7 protein-coding genes are annotated in these 18,788 nt (G+C 56.7%); 5 read left to right on the forward strand and 2 right to left on the reverse strand.

Annotated elements, in window-relative coordinates:
- Positions 1-127: 127 nt before the first annotated feature.
- Positions 128-2,785, reverse strand: a complete 2,658-nt coding sequence (locus KQI65_16290) for an HYR domain-containing protein (protein MCB2206304.1) — start codon at positions 2,783-2,785, stop codon at positions 128-130.
- Between the two features lie 297 nt (positions 2,786-3,082).
- On the reverse strand, positions 3,083-5,740 hold the full coding sequence (locus KQI65_16295) for an HYR domain-containing protein (GenBank protein MCB2206305.1): 2,658 nt from the start codon (positions 5,738-5,740) through the stop codon (positions 3,083-3,085).
- A 380-nt stretch (positions 5,741-6,120) separates the two neighbouring features.
- Between KQI65_16295 and KQI65_16300 the strand changes: the two genes are divergently transcribed.
- From KQI65_16300 to KQI65_16320, 5 genes are all read left to right on the forward strand, one after another.
- On the forward strand, positions 6,121-6,558 hold the full coding sequence (locus KQI65_16300) for a VOC family protein (protein ID MCB2206306.1): 438 nt from the start codon (positions 6,121-6,123) through the stop codon (positions 6,556-6,558).
- Positions 6,559-6,703: 145 nt separating this feature from the next.
- Positions 6,704-7,030 carry a hypothetical protein gene (locus KQI65_16305; protein ID MCB2206307.1) on the forward strand — a complete coding sequence of 109 codons (327 nt, stop codon included), beginning with the start codon at positions 6,704-6,706 and terminating at the stop codon, positions 7,028-7,030.
- 157 nt (positions 7,031-7,187) lie between these two features.
- Positions 7,188-8,747: an efflux RND transporter periplasmic adaptor subunit gene (locus KQI65_16310; protein MCB2206308.1), complete on the forward strand. Its 1,560-nt coding sequence runs from the start codon at positions 7,188-7,190 to the stop codon at positions 8,745-8,747.
- A 12-nt stretch (positions 8,748-8,759) separates the two neighbouring features.
- Positions 8,760-11,912, forward strand: coding sequence for a CusA/CzcA family heavy metal efflux RND transporter (locus KQI65_16315; GenBank protein ID MCB2206309.1), 3,153 nt, complete (start codon positions 8,760-8,762; stop codon positions 11,910-11,912).
- Positions 11,913-12,125: 213 nt separating this feature from the next.
- Positions 12,126-18,419 carry a hypothetical protein gene (locus KQI65_16320; protein MCB2206310.1) on the forward strand — a complete coding sequence of 2,098 codons (6,294 nt, stop codon included), beginning with the start codon at positions 12,126-12,128 and terminating at the stop codon, positions 18,417-18,419.
- Positions 18,420-18,788: the final 369 nt, after the last annotated feature.

Raw genomic sequence — 18,788 nt, forward strand, 5'->3', positions numbered from 1 at the left:
CCTCCAGGTTAGATTCATAAAATGTGATCTTATTATGATGAAATTCTCGGGCAACCGCAAGCAATGAGAAAAAGAACGGGACGGATGAAGTATCCGTCCCGTTCATGTTCGAGGTTATTCCGATGAATTATTTCATCAGGATCATCTTTCGCGTTTGCGTGAAGACGCGATCGGACTCACGCTCGGTTGCGACAAGGGTATAGGAGTACACTCCCGAACTCAGGACAGACCCGTCGAATGCGACCTCGTAGCTGCCGGAATTCTGCTCGTTGCCTGCAACGAGTACGGCCACTTCGCGTCCAAGGGAATTGTAGACGCGCAGCGTAACGGTAGCTGGTGCGGGCAGATCGTAGCGAATCATCGTCGTCGGGTTGAACGGATTCGGATAGTTCTGCGACAGGTGGAAACGATCGGGTACGCTTCCATCAGGCGTGATGCGCTTCTCCATACTGAACGGCACGGTGACAGTCGCTTCGGCGGAGGCCTGATTGCCGGCGTTATCCGTCACTGTGTATGTCACTGTGTAGATACGGCCGTTTCCGAGTCCGGAACGTTCCGCACGCAGTTTGAAGGCCACATCGTCGGTGCCGAAATCCGCGCTCTGGATGTCGTTGGGGAAGTCGCCGTCACCCAGTCCGTTGTCCGGCTCATTGCTGAGGATCGAAGTGAGTACGAAGGTCTCGCCGGGACAGTTGTCCGTTGTCGTGACATCCGCCGCGATGTTCTTCATCTTGTGATTCGGTGGCCACAGCATGTCTGGTGTGAGGGTGAAGGTGATTGTGGGCGGCTCGACGTCGTTCACGGTCACCGTGAAATTGCAGCTGGTCTGGTTACCTGCATCGTCGGTTGCTGTACATGTCACCACCGTGACACCGACATTGAAGAACGACCCGGAAGATGGTGAGCACGAGTATGTGACACCGGGACAATTGTCGGAAACCGTCGCGGAGAAATTCACCACGGCACCACATTCACCGGGATCATTGTCGACCTCGATGGCTGCAGGACAGTTGATGGAGGGCGGCTGGGTGTCGTCGACTGTGATATCGAAGGAACAGTTGTCACCGGACGCCGTGGAGACGTTCACCGTGGTCGTGCCGACAGGGAAGTACGAACCAGATACGGGAGAGGTTGTCAGTGTACCACAGGTCTCGCTGGTCAGCGGCATGGGATAGTTGACATATGCACCACAGAGATCCGGGGCGTTCGAGACAGTCATATTCGGAGGACAGGTGAGATTACAAGGATCGAGCGCCTGAATCGCAGCGCGTATGCTGGGTCTGGGACCGATGTTCTGCGATGCTGGATTCAAGCCGGACTGCTGCGGGGAGCCAGTCGACATCAGCAGACTGCGCATCGCTGCCGGTGTCACGGGCGTGCCACCGTGCAATTCCTCCTGAATGCTTTCCACCAGTGCTACCGCTCCGGCGACGATTGCGGTGGCGCTCGAAGTACCACTGAATCCGCTTGTATACCATCGGTTCTTCCCTTCAGCAGAGTATGTCCCACCATATCCTGTGGTCATTACGGACTCGCCAAAGCCCTGCAGGTTGACACGGCTGCCGTAGTTGGAAAAACTTAATCGAGATCGATCCGTTGTCGATCCGCTCGGTGCTGCACCTGCACCCACGATGATGGCACCGGAATTGATGGAACCGTCGAAGGGATAGTGACCGCCGTTATTCATGCTGTATTCCGAGCCATCGAGATCCTGGCTGCCGTTCCCGGCTGCCTCAATGACATGGATGCCGTTCCCTACTGCGCTCACGATCGCATCGTAAACAGGCTTATCCCATTCTGATGGAACGAGACCGAACTGGGTGTTGCCTTGCCCGGGCCAATTTGGTCCCCAGGTCTGCTGCTCGATCAGGATGACATCACCCGCGGAGAGCGAAGAGATGGCACTCATGATTGCTGCGGCGAGATTGTATCCGTTATCCCATTCAACAGGTGCAACGAAAATCTGAGCGGCATGCGCGCTGCCTGTCGTTCCCCAGCCGTTTGCGAGGCTGCTGATGATTCCGAGTACCGCTGAGCCATGCTGCTCAGCATTGAATGGATCGGACGCCGTGCGTCCCGCAGGAATGAGTGTGGTAGCCGAAGGCAGATCATCGTGATTGAGGTTCCAGGAATACTCGAAGTCGCATATACGCACGTTGGCACCTGTTCCACCGGGCACGCTCCATGCGTAGGAATTGGCATCGATGCCATCCGTCGCTGCTTCGAGGTAGTTCTGGAATGATTCATAATCAGGGGGAAGTGGCATGGGCGGTGGGAGTTCCATGTATTCCGCAAGCTCAACATCAGGAAGATCGTTCAACATATTCACCCATTCTTCCGGCGCATTGCCTTCGGGCCTGGAAAGAATGTAGTAGCTGTTCATGTCGGCAATTTCCTTGCCCAGATTCCGCTGTGCGTTTCCGCGCAACCGGTCCATTTCTTTTTCCGGGATAGGAATCATGCGTTCCCACCGGCCGCCTTCACTGACGACGCGGGAGAGGAGTATCCTCGATTGTCCACTGCGCAGATTGCGCTGAGGCCGCTCGACGAGCACACCGGAAGGTGTCACGTTGAATCGGAGTCCATCGACAAATTTTACCTGAATGCGCGTCGCGTCGTCGCCGGCCCGCAGTTCTGTTACTCGTGGTTTCACGGCACGTTTTCGTGGTTTGAGTTCATCGCCCCCGCGTTCCTGTGCCATCGTAGGCCAGGTGAATGAAGTCAGTATCAGCAGCGCGCATGCCGCGGTACCGATACGACGATAGATGGATGATCTTGGTGTCATGGACCCTCCAGTATATACATGAAAACACCTCCTGCGCTCAACGGTGAGATGCAATCGGAAACGAAAAATATTATGTGAATCATAAAATTTACATTTATGGAGATATAATGTCAACAAATGAATGGGATGTCTCAGGCAATCACTTTGATGCCGCCCGCGTCTGACTGTGAAGGAGAATTAAGTGAGAGCCTGCCCATATCGAACCTCCGATGTGAGTTGATAGTCAGAATGCGCATGGAAAAAGAACGGGACGGATGAAGTATCCGTCCCGTTCATGTTCGAGGTTATTCCGATGAATTATTTCATCAGGATCATCTTTCGCGTTTGCGTGAAGACGCGATCGGACTCACGCTCGGTTGCGACAAGGGTATAGGAGTACACTCCCGAACTCAGGACAGACCCGTCGAATGCGACCTCGTAGCTGCCGGAATTCTGCTCGTTGCCTGCAACGAGTACGGCCACTTCGCGTCCAAGGGAATTGTAGACGCGCAGCGTAACGGTAGCTGGTGCGGGCAGATCGTAGCGAATCATCGTCGTCGGGTTGAACGGATTCGGATAGTTCTGCGACAGGTGGAAACGATCGGGTACGCTTCCATCAGGCGTGATGCGCTTCTCCATACTGAACGGCACGGTGACAGTCGCTTCGGCGGAGGCCTGATTGCCGGCATTATCCGTCACTGTGTATGTCACTGTGTAGATACGGCCGCTTCCGAGTCCGGATCGCTCTGCACGCACTCTGAAAGCCACGTCATCGGTGCCGAAGTCCGCGTTCTGAACGTCGTTGGGGAAGTCGCCGTCACCCAGTCCGTTGTCCGGCTCATTGCTTTCAATCGAGGTCAGCTCAAAAGTTTCACCGGGACAGTTGTCCGTAGTCGTGACATCCGCCGCGATGTTCTTCATCATGTGATTCGGAGGCCACAGCATGTCTGGTGTGAGGGTGAAGGTGATTGTGGGCGGCTCGACGTCGTTCACGGTCACCGTGAAATTGCAGCTGGTCTGGTTGCCTGCGTCGTCTGTTGCTGTGCATGTCACCACTGTGACACCGACGTTGAAGAACGATCCGGAAGATGGCGAGCAGGAGTAGGTCACACCGGGACAGTTGTCGGATACGGTGGCGGAGAAATTCACCACGGCACCGCATTCACCCGGATCGTTGCCCACGACAATCGGGTCGGGACAGGTGATGGATGGCGGCTGCGTGTCGTCGACTGTGATATCGAAGGAACAGTTGTCACCGGATGCCGTGGAGACGTAGACTGTCGTCGTGCCAACCGGGTAGAACGCACCCGATGCCGGAGTACTCGTGACGGTACCACATGTCGCGCTGGTCGAAGGATTCGGATAGTGCACCACTGCGCCGCACTGATCAAAATCATTGGAGACGGTGATGTTCGATGGACACGACAGGACACAGGGATCGAGCGACTGAATCGCGGCGAGAATGCTCGGTCTGGGACCGATGTTTTCGGAAACGGGGTTCACTCCAGATTGTTGGGGAGAACCAGTTGACATCAGCAGACTGCGCATCGCTGCAGGCGTGAGGCCGGTACCTCCGTGCAACTCCTGCTGTATGCTTTCAACCAGTGCGACTGCGCCCGTCACGATGGGGGATGCGCTTGATGTGCCACTGAAGGTCGCTGTATACCAACGATTCTTCCCTTCCGCGGAGAAATGTCCTCCATAACCGGTGGTCATCACCCCGCTTCCGTACCCCTGCAGATTGACGCGGCTGCCGTAGTTGGAGAAATTCAGGCGAGAACGATCCGTTGTCGATCCTCCAGGTGGTGCACCCGCACCGACGATAATAGCACCGGAATTGATGGAGCCATCGAACGGGTAGTGGCCACCATTGCCCTGGCTGTACTCCGAACCGTCCAGATCCTGGCTGCCATTCCCGGCTGCTTCCACTACATGTATGCCATTCCCAACGGCTGTGACGATCGCGGTATAAACCGCGACATCCCATTCGGAAGGGACGAGACCGAACTGCGTGGTGTCCTTGTCAGGCCAGTTCGGTCCACGGGTCTGCTGCTCGATCAGCATAATATCACCCGCGGAAAGAGAGGCCATCGCATTAGTAATCGCCGCAGCGAGGTTGTATCCGTTGTCCCAGCGCACCGGTGCGGCATAGAAGTCCGCATCAAACGCGCTTCCCGTGGTTCCCCAGCCATTGTCGAGGCTGCCCATCTCACCGAGTACCGCCGTACCGTGATCATCGGAGCTGAAGGGGTCCTGCGCCGTACGTCCAGCCGGAATGAGTGTGGTAACGGAAGGAAGATCGTCGTGGTTGAGATTCCAGGAATACTCGAGATCCACGATGCGTACATTGGCGCCAGTGCCTCCTGGAACGCTCCAGGCATAGGAATTCGCATCGATTCCGTCCGTCGCGGCTTCGAGGTAATCCTGATCGGATTCATAGTCGCCGGGGAGCGGCATGGGTGGAGGGAGTTCCATGAATTCAGCCAGTTCCACATCCGGAAGGTCATTCAGCATGTTCACCCATTCTACCGGGGCTGTGCTTTCCGGCACGGAAAGAATGTAATAGCTGTTCATGTCGGCAACCTCTTTCCCCAGGTTGCGCTGCGCGTTTCCGCGCAGCCGGTCCATTTCTTCTTCCGGGATAGGAATCATACGCTCCCACCGGCCGCCTTCACTGACGACGCGGGAGAGGAGTATCCTCGATTGTCCACTGCGCAGATTGCGCTGAGGCCGCTCGACGAGCACACCGGAAGGTGTCACGTTGAATCGGAGTCCATCGACAAATTTTACCTGAATGCGCGTCGCGTCGTCGCCGGCCCGCAGTTCTGTTACTCGTGGTTTCACGGCACGTTTTCGTGGTTTGAGTTCATCGCCCCCGCGTTCCTGTGCCATCGTAGGCCAGGTGAATGAAGTCAGTATCAGCAGCGCGCATGTCGCGGTACCGATACGACGGTAGATGGACGAGATCGGGTTCATGGAACCTCCGTCTATATGAAAAATATATCTGCTGCCGCTCTGAATGGAGAATGAATTTGTTTCAGGCGGATGTCGGGATGTCTGCCTGTCTGTTCTGTTCGAGGACGGGCAGTCGATCGGGAGGGCTGATGTCCCCACATGGCTGGATTGCCAGTGGAGAAACCGATCAGTCTTAGGGGATTGTCACGATTAAGTTGCACATAAAATGTACATGCCTGTGGACGCAATGTCAACTGTCCCTGCGCTTTCACCTCAGTTCCATTCTTCACGCTGCTCTGGAACAGCATCATAGGCGAATGCAAGAATTGCCTTGTGCGTCAATCCCTGCACCTCTATTTTCCCGATTCACCACTTTTTTTATCAGGTAAGGAAGTCCAGCCATGACGACTGCAAACATATATCTGACATTTCAGGGTACCTGTGAGGAGGCCTTCGAGTTCTACAAATCCGTTCTCGGCGGAGCGTATGACAACGTGAGCCGGTTCAAGGAGATGCCGCCGCAGGAGGGCATGCCCCCGATGCCGCCGGAGCTTGGTGACAAGCTTATGCACATCTCACTGCGTTTCGGGGAGACGGTGATCATGGGCTCGGATTCCGGTGGTGGCTGGGGACCGGATATCACTGCAGGCAACAATTTTTCGATTTCCCTGAACGCGGACAGCAAGGAAGAGGCTGACCGTCTCTTTGCCGGACTTTCCGCGGGTGGTACCGTCACCATGCCCATGGGAGACACCTTCTGGGGTTCATACTTCGGGATGTTTACCGACAAGTTCGGTGTGGGCTGGATGGTGAGCTTCGGCACAGGTGAACAGTCCTGATCATCACCCTGCTCAACAGCTCAGGAATCGACAGCGATGAAACGGAGGGCGCAGTTGGCGTCCTCTGTTTCACTATATATAGTATGTCTTTGCCTTGATCGCGGTTGTCTGCCTGCGTAATTTGTGCGCGATGAAATTTTGCTTGATGCACATACTGACAGCGGCCATCCTCTATACCAGCGCCATGGGCGTGGGACTCCTGCACGGGCATCCTCATGGACATGCCGGGGAATCCGCAGTTGCAGCCGCGTCGGATCATCACGATGGACATGCACACGAATCCGGCGAGCCCTGCTCGCGCAGTGACTGTGACAGCCGGAACTGCTGCAATACACACAGTCATCATCTGATCGCCATCCGTTCTGTTGCCGTCAGCAATGACGATGGTGTGCTCGGTTTCCGCTGCAGCATCACGCAGACTCCCCTTTCCTCTTTTCCCCACGACATCTTTCATCCTCCGGAGCATTGCTGACATCGTGGTGTCCCCGCCACCGGCGGGGAGTAAACTTCATGTCATCATTGTGAATTCGCGTCACCGGACGGCAGGCAGCCCAATCCCGTTTGCGTGATACCGATATCGGTACACCCTCGGTGCGTTCGCAAAACCAACGCTTTCACAGGAGGAAGCAATGCTCATCATTCCCATTCGTGCTGCACGCGCGCGCATTATTGCAGCCAGTCCAGCGTTCCGTGCCGTTGTATTCTGCAGTTCCCTTATCCTCGCAGCGCTGTTCTCGGGCTGCGGTGACAGCGCAGAACAACATGCACACGAGAACAGTCACGCGGCTGACCACCAGGACATTCAGGCGGAACTCCTGCGATGGAGTGAAAACCTCGACTGGTTTATTCGCTATGAACCGCTGGTGGCAGGAGAGTCCTCGCAGTGGACCTTCCATTTGACGGAACGCCGCAACGGCAAGCCGCCCGAAAACGCGGGTGTGCTTCTTCGCGTGGAGTTCGCGGATGGAAGCACACGGGAGATCAAGGCCAGGCAATTGCAAACAGGGATTCATGTATTGACGATGACGCCTCCGGCACCGGGGTATGCGCAGTTGCTGCTTACCTCCCGCAGCGATGAGTTCACGGATACGCTGCGCCTGAAGCGTCTGCCCGTCTTTGCCACATTCGAGGCCATGCGCGCAGCAACACCAGATGAAGCGGAGGAGGGGATAGTGTTTACACGCGAAGAAGCCTGGAATATGGAATTCCGTGTCGAAGAAGTGCGCAAGCAGCGCATCCCATCGATCATCAAGACAACAGGGCACCTGCTTTCCCATCCGTCGATGGAGCTTTCGGTGTCCGCGACAGCTTCGGGTATCGTTCGGTATCGCCTGCAGCCGCTGGTCCCGGGTCAGCGCGTGGCGAAAGATGCATTACTTGCCGTGATCGAGGGTGGAGAGATGAGCGAGGATAACCTCGTGGCCCGCATCGCCGATGCGGAAGCGGAACTCGGGAATGCGACGCAGGAATATGACAGGGTACGCGCTTTGGTGGCGGACGACGTCTTGCCGATAAAACGACTGCAGGAGGTGGAGTTGCGTCTCCAGCAAGCACGAACCGCTGTGCGCACGCTCACGGCAAATGTGAAGGACGGTGCCAAGCGCATCGTTTCACCGATTGCGGGATACATACGCGACGTCGGCGTTCCCAACGGTGGCTTCGTGCAGTCCGGACAGCGGCTGCTTACTGTAGCCCGCAATGATCGCATGCTTCTCAAAGCGGAGCTGTATCAGAATAATTATGCGCAGTTGCCGAACATCAACGGCGCCACATTCAGAACCGATGACGGCCGCAGTTTTGACATACGCGAATTAAATGGGACGCTCCGCGCCCGCGGCGCTGCGGTCGATGCCAGTGCCTACTCCATTCCTGTGTACTTCGAAATTGACGGCGCGTCACTGCTGCCCGGGGAATTCGTCGATGTGTACCTCCATGCCGGGGAAGAAAAGGCGCGGCTCGTCCTGCCCATCTCCGCGCTGACCGAGGAACTCGGGACCTTCGCCGTGTATGTGCAAACGGGAGGGGAGCGGTTTGAAAAACGGCAGGTGCGTGTGGGAACCGGGGACGGAACGTACGTGCCTGTGCTGGAGGGCGTGCAGGAAGGGGAACGCGTCGTGACGCAGGGGGTGCATGCCGTGCGGCTCGCGGCATCGGCGGGACAAATCCAGGCGCACAATCATGAGCATTGAGAGGAGGCGCATATGCTGAATGCCATCATACGATACGCACTGGAGAACCGGACAATTGTACTGGTAATGGCACTGCTGCTGTTTCTGGCAGGTGCCGTCGTGGTCACACGCATGGAAGTCGATGTCTTTCCCGACCTGACGGCGCCCACGGTCGTCGTCATGACGGAGGCGCAGGGGATGGCGCCGGAAGAAGTGGAGCGCCTTGTCACCTTTCCAGTCGAATCCTCCATGAACGGGGCGATGAATGTACGTCGTGTACGCAGCAGTTCTGCTCCAGGGTTCTCCGTAATTTGGATTGAATTCGACTGGGGTACCGACATTTACCGCGCGCGGCAGATTGTCTCCGAAAAACTGACGACGGTTGCATCGGCATTACCGGCAGGAGTGGGAAAACCCGTACTCGCACCACAATCCTCTCTGCTCGGTGAAGTCATGCTGATCGCGCTGCGATCGGATACCGTGGACGCAAGGGAGTTGCGATCACTGGCGGACTGGGTGGTGCGTCCCAGACTGCTTGCCGTCGGCGGCGTGGCGCAGGTCACCGTCATCGGTGGCGAGGTCGCACAGTACCAGATCCTGATAGAGCCGCGCAGACTGAAATACTACGGACTTTCGCTCGATGATGTCATTGCTGCAATGGAAGGGGCGAACACCAACGCCGCCGGTGGAATCCTGAACGAATACGGGAATGAATATCTCATTCGCGGAATCGGGCGCACGCGGGATATTGAAGAACTGGGACAGAATGTTATTCGCGTCGTCGGAGACGTTCCGGTACGCATCCGCGATATCGCTGAAGTTCGCATCGGCGACGCGCCGCGTATCGGTTCAGCATCCCTGGATGCGGCGCCAGCCGTACTGCTTACACCGACGAAGCAGCCCGAGACCAATACGCTCGATCTTGTCGAACGACTCGACGAAGCACTTGACGAACTTCGACGCACGCTGCCGGAAGGCGTGGAGATCAACACAAGTATTTTCCGGCAGTCCACTTTCATCGAAGCGGCGATAGGGAATGTCAGTCGTGCCCTGTTCGAGGGCAGCGTCTTCGTGGTGATCATTCTCTTTCTTTTCCTGATGAATGTGCGCGCTACGGTGATTACGCTCACGGCTATTCCGCTTTCCCTGCTTTCGGCCATACTTGTGATGCATGCGTTGGGTTATACGCTCAACACCATGAGTCTCGGTGGTATGGCGATAGCAATCGGTTCACTCGTCGATGACGCCATCATTGATGTTGAGAACATCATGCGGAGGCTGCGCGAGCGGAATCGACTTCCCGGACCGGAGCGGTCGTCGATTTTCTCTACTATATATAATGCTTCCGTGGAAATACGGAGTTCCATTCTCAACGCCACGCTTATCATCATTGCGGCGTTTGTCCCGCTGTTCTTCCTCAGCGGAATGGAAGGACGCATGCTGCGTCCCCTCGGTATTTCCTTTATCGTATCGCTGGCAACATCACTGCTCATTGCGGTTACCATTACGCCGGCACTCGCGAGCAAGCTGCTGACCAGGGGACGTACACTTGCGGTCTCGGAGCCCCGCGGCGTACGATGGCTCAACCGGGTGTATGAGAAACTTCTGCGGCGCGTGATGCAGCATTCGCGTATGGTGTTTTTCGCGTCAACCCTGCTTTTCCTCGGGGCGATCGCGGGTCTCCTGAGTTTCGGGCGAAGCTTCCTTCCTGAGTTTAACGAAGGCTCGCTGGTGATTACTACCGTCGTGAAGCCGGGTACGGGACTGGCGGAATCGGATTCCATCGGTCGGCATGTCGAGCGCATACTGCTCGAGATACCGGAAATCCAGACGACCGCAAGAAAAACCGGCCGTGGCGAACTCGATGAACATGCCCTCGGTGTCAATACTTCCGAAATCGAAACGCCGCTGCACATGCAGGAGCGTCCGCTCACCGAAGTCCTGGATGATATCCGCGGCCGTCTCTCCCGCGTGCGAGGATTGGTGTTTACAATCGGCCAGCCCATTGGTCACCGCATCGATCACATGCTCTCAGGCACGCGCGCCAATATCGCGATCAAACTCTTCGGTCCTGATCTCGATCGGCTCGCTTCGATCGGTGGGCACATCAGGCAGCTCGTCACGACAGTTCCCGGTGCGGCGGATGTATCGATGGAACAGCAGGCACGCATCCCGCAGTTGCAGATTCGGCCACGGCGCAGCATGCTTGCGAAATATGGCATCACCATTCCCCGCCTCATGCGCTTTGTGGACGTGGCTTTTGCAGGCATGCATATCTCTGAGGTCTATAGTGGTCCACGCGTCCATGACCTCGTTCTGCGATACAACGATGCCAACCGGATGAACCTCGACGAACTCCGATCCACCTTGATCGAGACCGGGGCGAGATCGGCGATGCAGCACAGTTCCGAGGATGCGATTGAGGAGTTCTCCGGGAAAATACCGCTCTCGTATGTCGCAGATGTCGTGTCCACCAACGGTCCAAATACCATCAACCGGGAGAACGTCCAGCGCAGGGTTGTCATCTCCGCGAACGTCGACGGCAGAGATCTGCGCAGCGTGGTCGACGACATGCGACGTCTCATACAGCAGGAAGTGGATCTGCCCGAAGGGTATCATGTGATGTATGGTGGACAGTTTGAGAGTGAATCCGCCGCGTCTCGTACCCTGTTGCTTGCCTCATTGTTGTCGCTTCTCCTGGTGGTATTGCTGCTGTACCAGGAGTTTCGTTCACTGCCGCTCGCGCTTGTCGTGCTCCTCAATCTGCCGCTCGCACTGATCGGGGGGATACTCAGTATCGCCGTGACTTCCCAGGTGCTCAGCATCCCTGCTATCATCGGTTTTATCACGTTGTTCGGTATCGCGACCCGCAATGGCATCCTGCTTGTTGCCCGGTACGAACGGTTGCGTATTGAAGGGCAGGGGATGACCGAGCGCATCGTGCGTGGATCCGTTGATCGCCTGAGTCCCATCCTCATGACGGCACTGACTGCCGGACTCGCTCTGATTCCGCTCGCGCTTTCAGGTGGCACTGCAGGCAACGAAATTCAGAGTCCCATGGCAAAAGTGATACTCGGTGGCCTTCTCACTTCAGTCGTTCTCAACATGTTCGTGATCCCTCTTGCCTATGCTTCCGTCGACCGCTGGCGGCCAGAACCCGGCAAAACTGCACAAAATCCCGAATAATCAATATGATAGAAAAATATACGATGATGTAGTGTAAGGTCAGGTACTCTGCTTTCTTACAAAACTGTAATGCAACTGAAAGGATTTCGTAATGTAGGGTTCAGTCCGCTGTAAGGTTGATGTGCTAGACTGCGTATTGCACTCGTAGCACAGTGAATGCAAGCCGCTGCGAGATGCAAAGTTCATTGACATCAACCAGCAAAAAGGTGCAGCATGCAACGTTCAGCTCCAGCATTTGCACTGATATTGATTGTCTTCTTCGCTGCAGGCAGTCTGGTCGCGCAGCCCCTGCGCACGGATTTCAGGCAGGCCGCGAATGACGACAGTCCCTACATTACCGGTGAAATTCACTGGACCCAGTCGATCCTGCAGAGGAACAATTCCATCTATTACGAGGGGATGTCCGTTCCTCAGCGGATATTCTTCATGAATATACCGTCGACGCAAGGGGATGTGCATACGCTCAAGTTCAGTCACCGCGCGACGAAAAGCGGAAAGCACGCGTATGACTTTCTCACTTCGTATGACCAGGCGGTCAAGGCTGCTATCGCCATCGTCGGTCCCACCGTCATGCATACCCTCAATCCCTGTGGGGATGAGATCGGTCCCCCAAAGAACATGGGTGCGATCTGTGCACAGGTGCGCGGAATGTTTTCGCGAAGTGTGGAACTGCCCTGGAAGATGGGGTCCATTCTCGGGCATGATGTTGAAGCAAGTGCGAAGGCCTACGAACAGCGTTTTGGTAAACGTGAATTGATGCTTTACGGTGATGCGAATATCACCTCCGCCAGCATCACCTTCGATGGATACACGAGCGGTGCAGATCCTCTCGCACAATACACGCTGACATGGACATCGTCTTCAGCCTCCGTGCTCATCGAAATCGCGAGTCACCTCGCGATGAGCATCGATGTCACCGGTGCTGGAACTGGTATCGGCTACGGTGCCGGACTCGGTGCAGGGAGCATCAAGGGTGGATCATACCACTTCATGCTCGACAGGCTCGACAATCAATCGCTCGGGAATCAGGACAATCAGATTTCCAGTGCTGCGGTGATGCAGAGCATTACCTGCAGTACGATCGGACCAGATGTTGTCTGCGCGAACACACAGAACAGTTATACATTCAACACAACACTTACGGGACTGAGTTACACCTGGTCGTTATCGAATAACACCAGTGGTGCGTCCATTGTCACTTCACCGACAGGCTCCACGGTCACGGTTGATGCGGGCAATCTCCCGGGAAGCTACACGCTTACCGTAATTGTGCGCGACGGGGTGCAGACCGTCAGCTGTCCCATCCAGGTCAGCGTCAACGGATTTGCCGTGTCAGCGGTTGCTCAGCCGATACTCTGCAACGGGAATCGGACACCTGTCATCGTGACCGCCAGTGGTGGGACACCGCCGTATTCCGGGACCGGAACCTTCCTGAAGCATGCGGGAATGCACACGTTCACGGTAACCGATGCGAATGGCTGCAGCAACAGCGCTACGATCACTGTAAGTGAACCATCCGAACTCATCGCTTCTGCGGTTACCAATGCTGCACTGATCTGCAGCAACAGCACTGCGGAAGTTACCGTGTCTGCTGTGGGTGGAAAACCACCCTATCGCGGGACCGGAAAATTCCAACGTGGTCCGGGCACACATCATTTCTCTGTCTACGACGCCAATAACTGTGTCAGCTATGCAACGCTGACGGTTGCCTCCGCTCCCACGCTCAATGTCACAGCCGTGACGAGTGCAGCTATCAGCTGTGCGGGTGGAACGGGCCAGGTCACGGTTTCCGCTGCGGGGGGCACGCCGCCGTACACCGGGACGGGAACGTTCACTCTCAGCGCGGGAACGCATCAATTTACTGTCACCGATGCCATGGGCTGCAGCGAAACCACATCATTTACGCTGGCCGAACCTCCGGCGATGCAGGTTGCCGCGCTCATCACATCGCAGATCAGCTGCTACGGCGGCAGCGGTACGGTGGTGGTGTCCGCCAGCGGCGGCACGCCTCCATACAGTGGAACCGGCACGCAGACGCTCACTGCCGGCACCCATACCCTCACTGTGACAGATGCGAATGGCTGTTCGGCCTCCGCGACTGTAACCCTCACGGAGCCTTCATCCGCGCTCAACGTCAGCGCAGCAGTCACATCGGCAATCAGCTGCAATGGCGGCAACGCCACGGTAAGCGTCACCGCAAGTGGTGGTACCGCACCGTACACCGGTACCGGTACATTTTCGAAGTCCGCCGGTACGCACACCTTCACTGTCACAGATGCGAACGGTTGCAGCGAGTCGACAACTCTTACCATCACGCAGCCGGCAAATGCTCTGGCCGTCGCAGCAACAGTAACGTCGGCGATCAGCTGCCATGGAGGCAGCGGTACGATTGACGTGACCGCAAGCGGCGGAACGCCACCTTACAACGGAACCGGTACATTCAACAATACCGCCGGCACGTACACGTTCACCGTTACGGATGCCAACAATTGCACGGCATCAGCAACGGTGACGCTGACTGAACCTGCTGCGGCGATTTCTGTCAACGCGGCAATCACCTCGCAGATCAACTGTCACGGCGGGACCGGGACAGTTGAGGTCACGGCGAGTGGAGGTACTCCTCCATATACAGGGACGGGAACGTTCTCGAAGACCGCCGGAACCCACACCTTCACGGTGACGGATGCAAACGGATGTTCGGCGTCAGCGAGTGTCACCCTCACGGAACCGGCGACAGCGATGAATATCAGTGCTGCCATCACCTCACAGATCAACTGTCACGGCGGTACGGGCACTGTCCAGGTTTCCGCAACCGGTGGTACCCCGCCTTACACGGGTACCGGCACATTCACGCTGACGGCCGGGACACATACGTTTACTGTTACGGATGCGAAAGGATGCACTGCATCGACCAGCCTGACGCTGACCGAACCTGCCTCCGTCATGAGCGTAAGCGCTGCCGTGACCAGTGCGATCAACTGCAACGGTGGCACCGCGACAGTAGACGTGACTGCGAGTGGCGGTACGCCACCCTACACCGGCACGGGCACATTTACCCTGTCGGCCGGGACGCACACCTTCACCGTTACGGATGCGAACGGCTGCTCAGAATCGACGACCCTGACCATCACGCAGCCTGCGCAGGCACTGGCAGTTGCTGCGGCGGTGACCAGTGCGATCAACTGCCACGGCGGTACTGGTACAATCGAGGTGACCGCGAGCGGTGGTACGCCCCCTTACACCGGTACGGGAACATTCTCGAAAACCGCAGGGACCTACACTTTCACCGTCACTGACGCAAAAGGCTGCTCGGCCAGCGCATCCGCGACATTGACGGAACCTGCAACCGCTTTGAACATCAGTGCAGCGATCACCTCGCAGATCAACTGTTACGGCGGAAGTGGCACAGTGACCGTATCGGCGAGTGGTGGTACGCCGCCATACGCAGGCACGGGTACGTTTACACTTTCTGCAGGTACGCATACATTCACGGTTACCGATGCGAATGGCTGCAGTGCTTCAACGAGTGTCACACTTACGCAGCCTGCCGCGTCACTCACGGCATCCGCAACAGCGACACTCATCCTGTGTAATGGTGGCACATCAACCATCACGGTCAGTGCAACAGGCGGAACGCCACCGTATACGGGAACGGGAACCTTTACGGAAGGAGCCGGATCCTACATGTACACCGTGACCGATGCGAAAGGCTGCAGCGCAAATGCAACTGTGAACGTGAACGAACCGCCGGCACTTACCGTGAACCTCACCGCACCGCTGATTCTCTGCAATGGTGGCAGCAGCAATGTTACAGTGAACGCGAGTGGCGGAACACCTCCGTATTCCGGTACGGGCAGCTTTACAAAAGGTCCGGGCACGTATACATTTTCCGTCACGGACGCAAATGGCTGTATGGACAGCGCAACGGTCACATTGACCGAACCGCCGGCATTGACCATTACGGCAACGACAACCTCCATTCTCTGCAACGGAGACAGTGCAACGGTCACCGTGTCCGCATCAGGCGGCACGCCACCGTACTACGGTGTTGGCACCTTCAGCAAGAGCGCCGGAACGCATACATTGACTGTCACCGATGACAATGGCTGCTCCGCTTCGACAACTGTCAGCATCGCGGAACCGCCTCCTCTTACCATGACAGCCAGTGCAACCCCGATATCGTGCCATGGCGACAGTTCCGTCGTCACGGTTACGGCAAGTGGCGGCACCTCTCCCTACACTGGCACGGGTACCTTCATGCGCGGTGGCGGCACATTTACCTTCGTCGTTACCGATGCGAACGGTTGCTCGAAAGCGCAGGCGCTCACGATAGTGAATCCGCCGACGCTGGTTGCCGACATCAGTGCAGCACCGATTCTCTGTAACGGTGGGACGACAACGATCACGGTTGGAGCCAGTGGTGGAACAGCTCCGTACAATGGAACGGGTACATTTACCGAGGGAGCAGGAACGTATACCTACATCGTCAGCGATGTCAATGGCTGTTCCGACACCGTTTCCATTACGTTGCAGGAGCCGCCACTGCTTGTAGCGGCATCCACGTTTACCCCGATTCTCTGCAACGGAGGCTCATCTACCGTTACAGTGACCGCGCACGGTGGTACACCGGTGTACACCGGAACCGGGACATTCACTGTCAGTGCAGGCAGCCATACTTTCACCGTAACGGATGCAAACGGTTGCACGGCAACAACGACAGTCAATATTCCGCAGCCTCCTGCACTTTCGGCCGTGGCCACAGCTTCTTCGGTTTCGTGTGGAAAAGACAGCACACTGGTTACCGTGACCGCAACGGGCGGGACCTCTCCCTACACTGGCACTGGCAGCTTCTATCGCGGACTCGGAACGCACACCTTCGAGGTAGAGGATGCCAATGGCTGCAAGGTCTCGACACAGGTAACCATCACCGGTCCCCCGGCCCTGTACGCTTCGGCCAACGCGACCCCGATACTCTGTCATGGCGGTACCTCAACAGTCGATGTCACGGCCTGGGGTGGTACGCCACCGTACAACGGTGTCGGGACCTTCACCGTCGGCGCCGGCACATACACGTACGTGGTCTCCGATGCGAACAGCTGCACCGACACCGTGGTTGTGACGATTATCGAGCCGCCTGCACTTGTTGCAGCAGTGACGGGTGGACCGATCCCGTGCAATGGCGGGATAGCCACGCTCACCGTTACCGCTTCCGGTGGAACCCCGCCATACAGTGGAATCGGAAGCTTCGATCGCAGTGCCGGCACGCATACGTTCGTCATCGTCGACGGCAACGGCTGCACGGATTCCGTCTCCATCACCCTCATCGATCCTCCGCCTCTCTCGGTCACAGCGACGGCGACCCCGATTCTCTGTCATGGAGATGTATCGACAGTCACCGTTACTGCCTCCGGAGGCACAGCGCCATATACTGGAACCGGAACGTTCATCAAGTATGCAGGCACGTATATCTTCCCGGTGACCGACGCACGTGGCTGCACGGAGTATGCGACCATTACGATTACAGAACCGCCGGAACTCGTGGCAATGGCAAATACACCGACCGTGCTCTGTGGCAAGAACAGCGGCGACATTGTCATCACGGCGATGGGAGGAACCCAGCCATACACCGGCACCGGGACCTTCTCCAGGACCCCGGGGACATACGAGTTCATCGTCGTGGATGCGAATGGCTGCCGCGATACCGTACAGGCAACCGTCGCGGGTCCGCCTGCGCTCTACGCCGCAGTAAACGCGACCCCCATTCTCTGCCATGGCGGCACCTCCACGGTAACCATTACGGCATATGGCGGAACCCCGCCGTACAGTGGGGTAGGTACCTTCACCTATGGAGCCGGAACGCATACCTTCACGGTGGTGGATGCCAACCAGTGCATGGATACAGTGACCATCAATATATACGAGCCGCCCCCACTCACGGTGGTCTGCACGCTCGGTCCCTGTGTCAATGGTGTCCGGACCATCACTGCGACCGTATCGGGTGGAACGCCCCCGTATACCTATAACTGGATGCCGTTCGCGTCACCCGATCCCTTCGTGGACGTGGACTGCAGCTTCAACGGACTCGTGACCCTCTTGGTGCGGGACGCCAACTGGACTTCCAGCGATCCCAACAACGCCGCATGTGAAGCCTCCTGCAGTATCAACGTATTCTCCAAGGGTGCTGCTGAGCAGAACTCACAGCCTGGCGTGAATGAATATGCACTGTATGAAAACTATCCCAATCCCTTCAATCCCACGACGACAATACGCTACTTCCTGCCGGAAGAGAGCGTGGTCGAGCTGAGCGTGATCAATACTCTCGGACGCACCGTCGCGACCGTTGTCGATGAGGTGCTTCCGGCCGGTATGCATTACGCCATCTGGAATGCCACGGAGAGCTTCGGATCACAGATGCCATCCGGAAGCTATATCTACAGGATTCATGCGAAGTCCCGCGAGAGCAATCGTGAGTTCGTTCGTGAACGTCTCATGATGCTCCTGCGGTAATCATTCCAAACTCATCACTTCTGTCAGGCGCCCCGATTCCGGGGCGCTTTTTTTGTTCGACCATTCCCGACGTGCGGCATCTGGATATGATATTCATGATCTCCGGGCCCGGTTGCTGCCATGAATTGGCCGAATCCATGGCCAATCCAATGTTTTTGGAGTGGAGAAAAGGGCCGTTCCCGGCCCGGATTTGACATTTATTTAAACCAAATCAAAATAAATTCGACTCTCTCTTGACTTTTTCAATGCCGGAGTGCATAATGCACACGTCACTTTCGGACAAATAGAATGATTTATATCCGGGAATTGCGCCGGATATGTGTCTGTCCCGGCGGGAGGTGGATTAATCCATACTGCCGCCTGTGCTGA

This window comes from bacterium, from assembly GCA_020444325.1.
Taxonomy (GTDB): Bacteria; Bacteroidota; Ignavibacteria; order SZUA-365; family SZUA-365; genus BM516.

What these genes read in the sequence shown, in the direction of transcription:
- KQI65_16290 (MCB2206304.1), bottom strand. Translation starts at nt 2,785, where the DNA reads ATGACACCAAGATCATCCATCTATCGTCGTATCGGTACCGCGGCATGC.
- KQI65_16295 (MCB2206305.1), bottom strand. Translation starts at nt 5,740, where the DNA reads ATGAACCCGATCTCGTCCATCTACCGTCGTATCGGTACCGCGACATGC.
- KQI65_16300 (MCB2206306.1), top strand. Translation starts at nt 6,121, where the DNA reads ATGACGACTGCAAACATATATCTGACATTTCAGGGTACCTGTGAGGAG.
- KQI65_16305 (MCB2206307.1), top strand. Translation starts at nt 6,704, where the DNA reads ATGCACATACTGACAGCGGCCATCCTCTATACCAGCGCCATGGGCGTG.
- KQI65_16310 (MCB2206308.1), top strand. Translation starts at nt 7,188, where the DNA reads ATGCTCATCATTCCCATTCGTGCTGCACGCGCGCGCATTATTGCAGCC.
- KQI65_16315 (MCB2206309.1), top strand. Translation starts at nt 8,760, where the DNA reads ATGCTGAATGCCATCATACGATACGCACTGGAGAACCGGACAATTGTA.
- KQI65_16320 (MCB2206310.1), top strand. Translation starts at nt 12,126, where the DNA reads ATGCAACGTTCAGCTCCAGCATTTGCACTGATATTGATTGTCTTCTTC.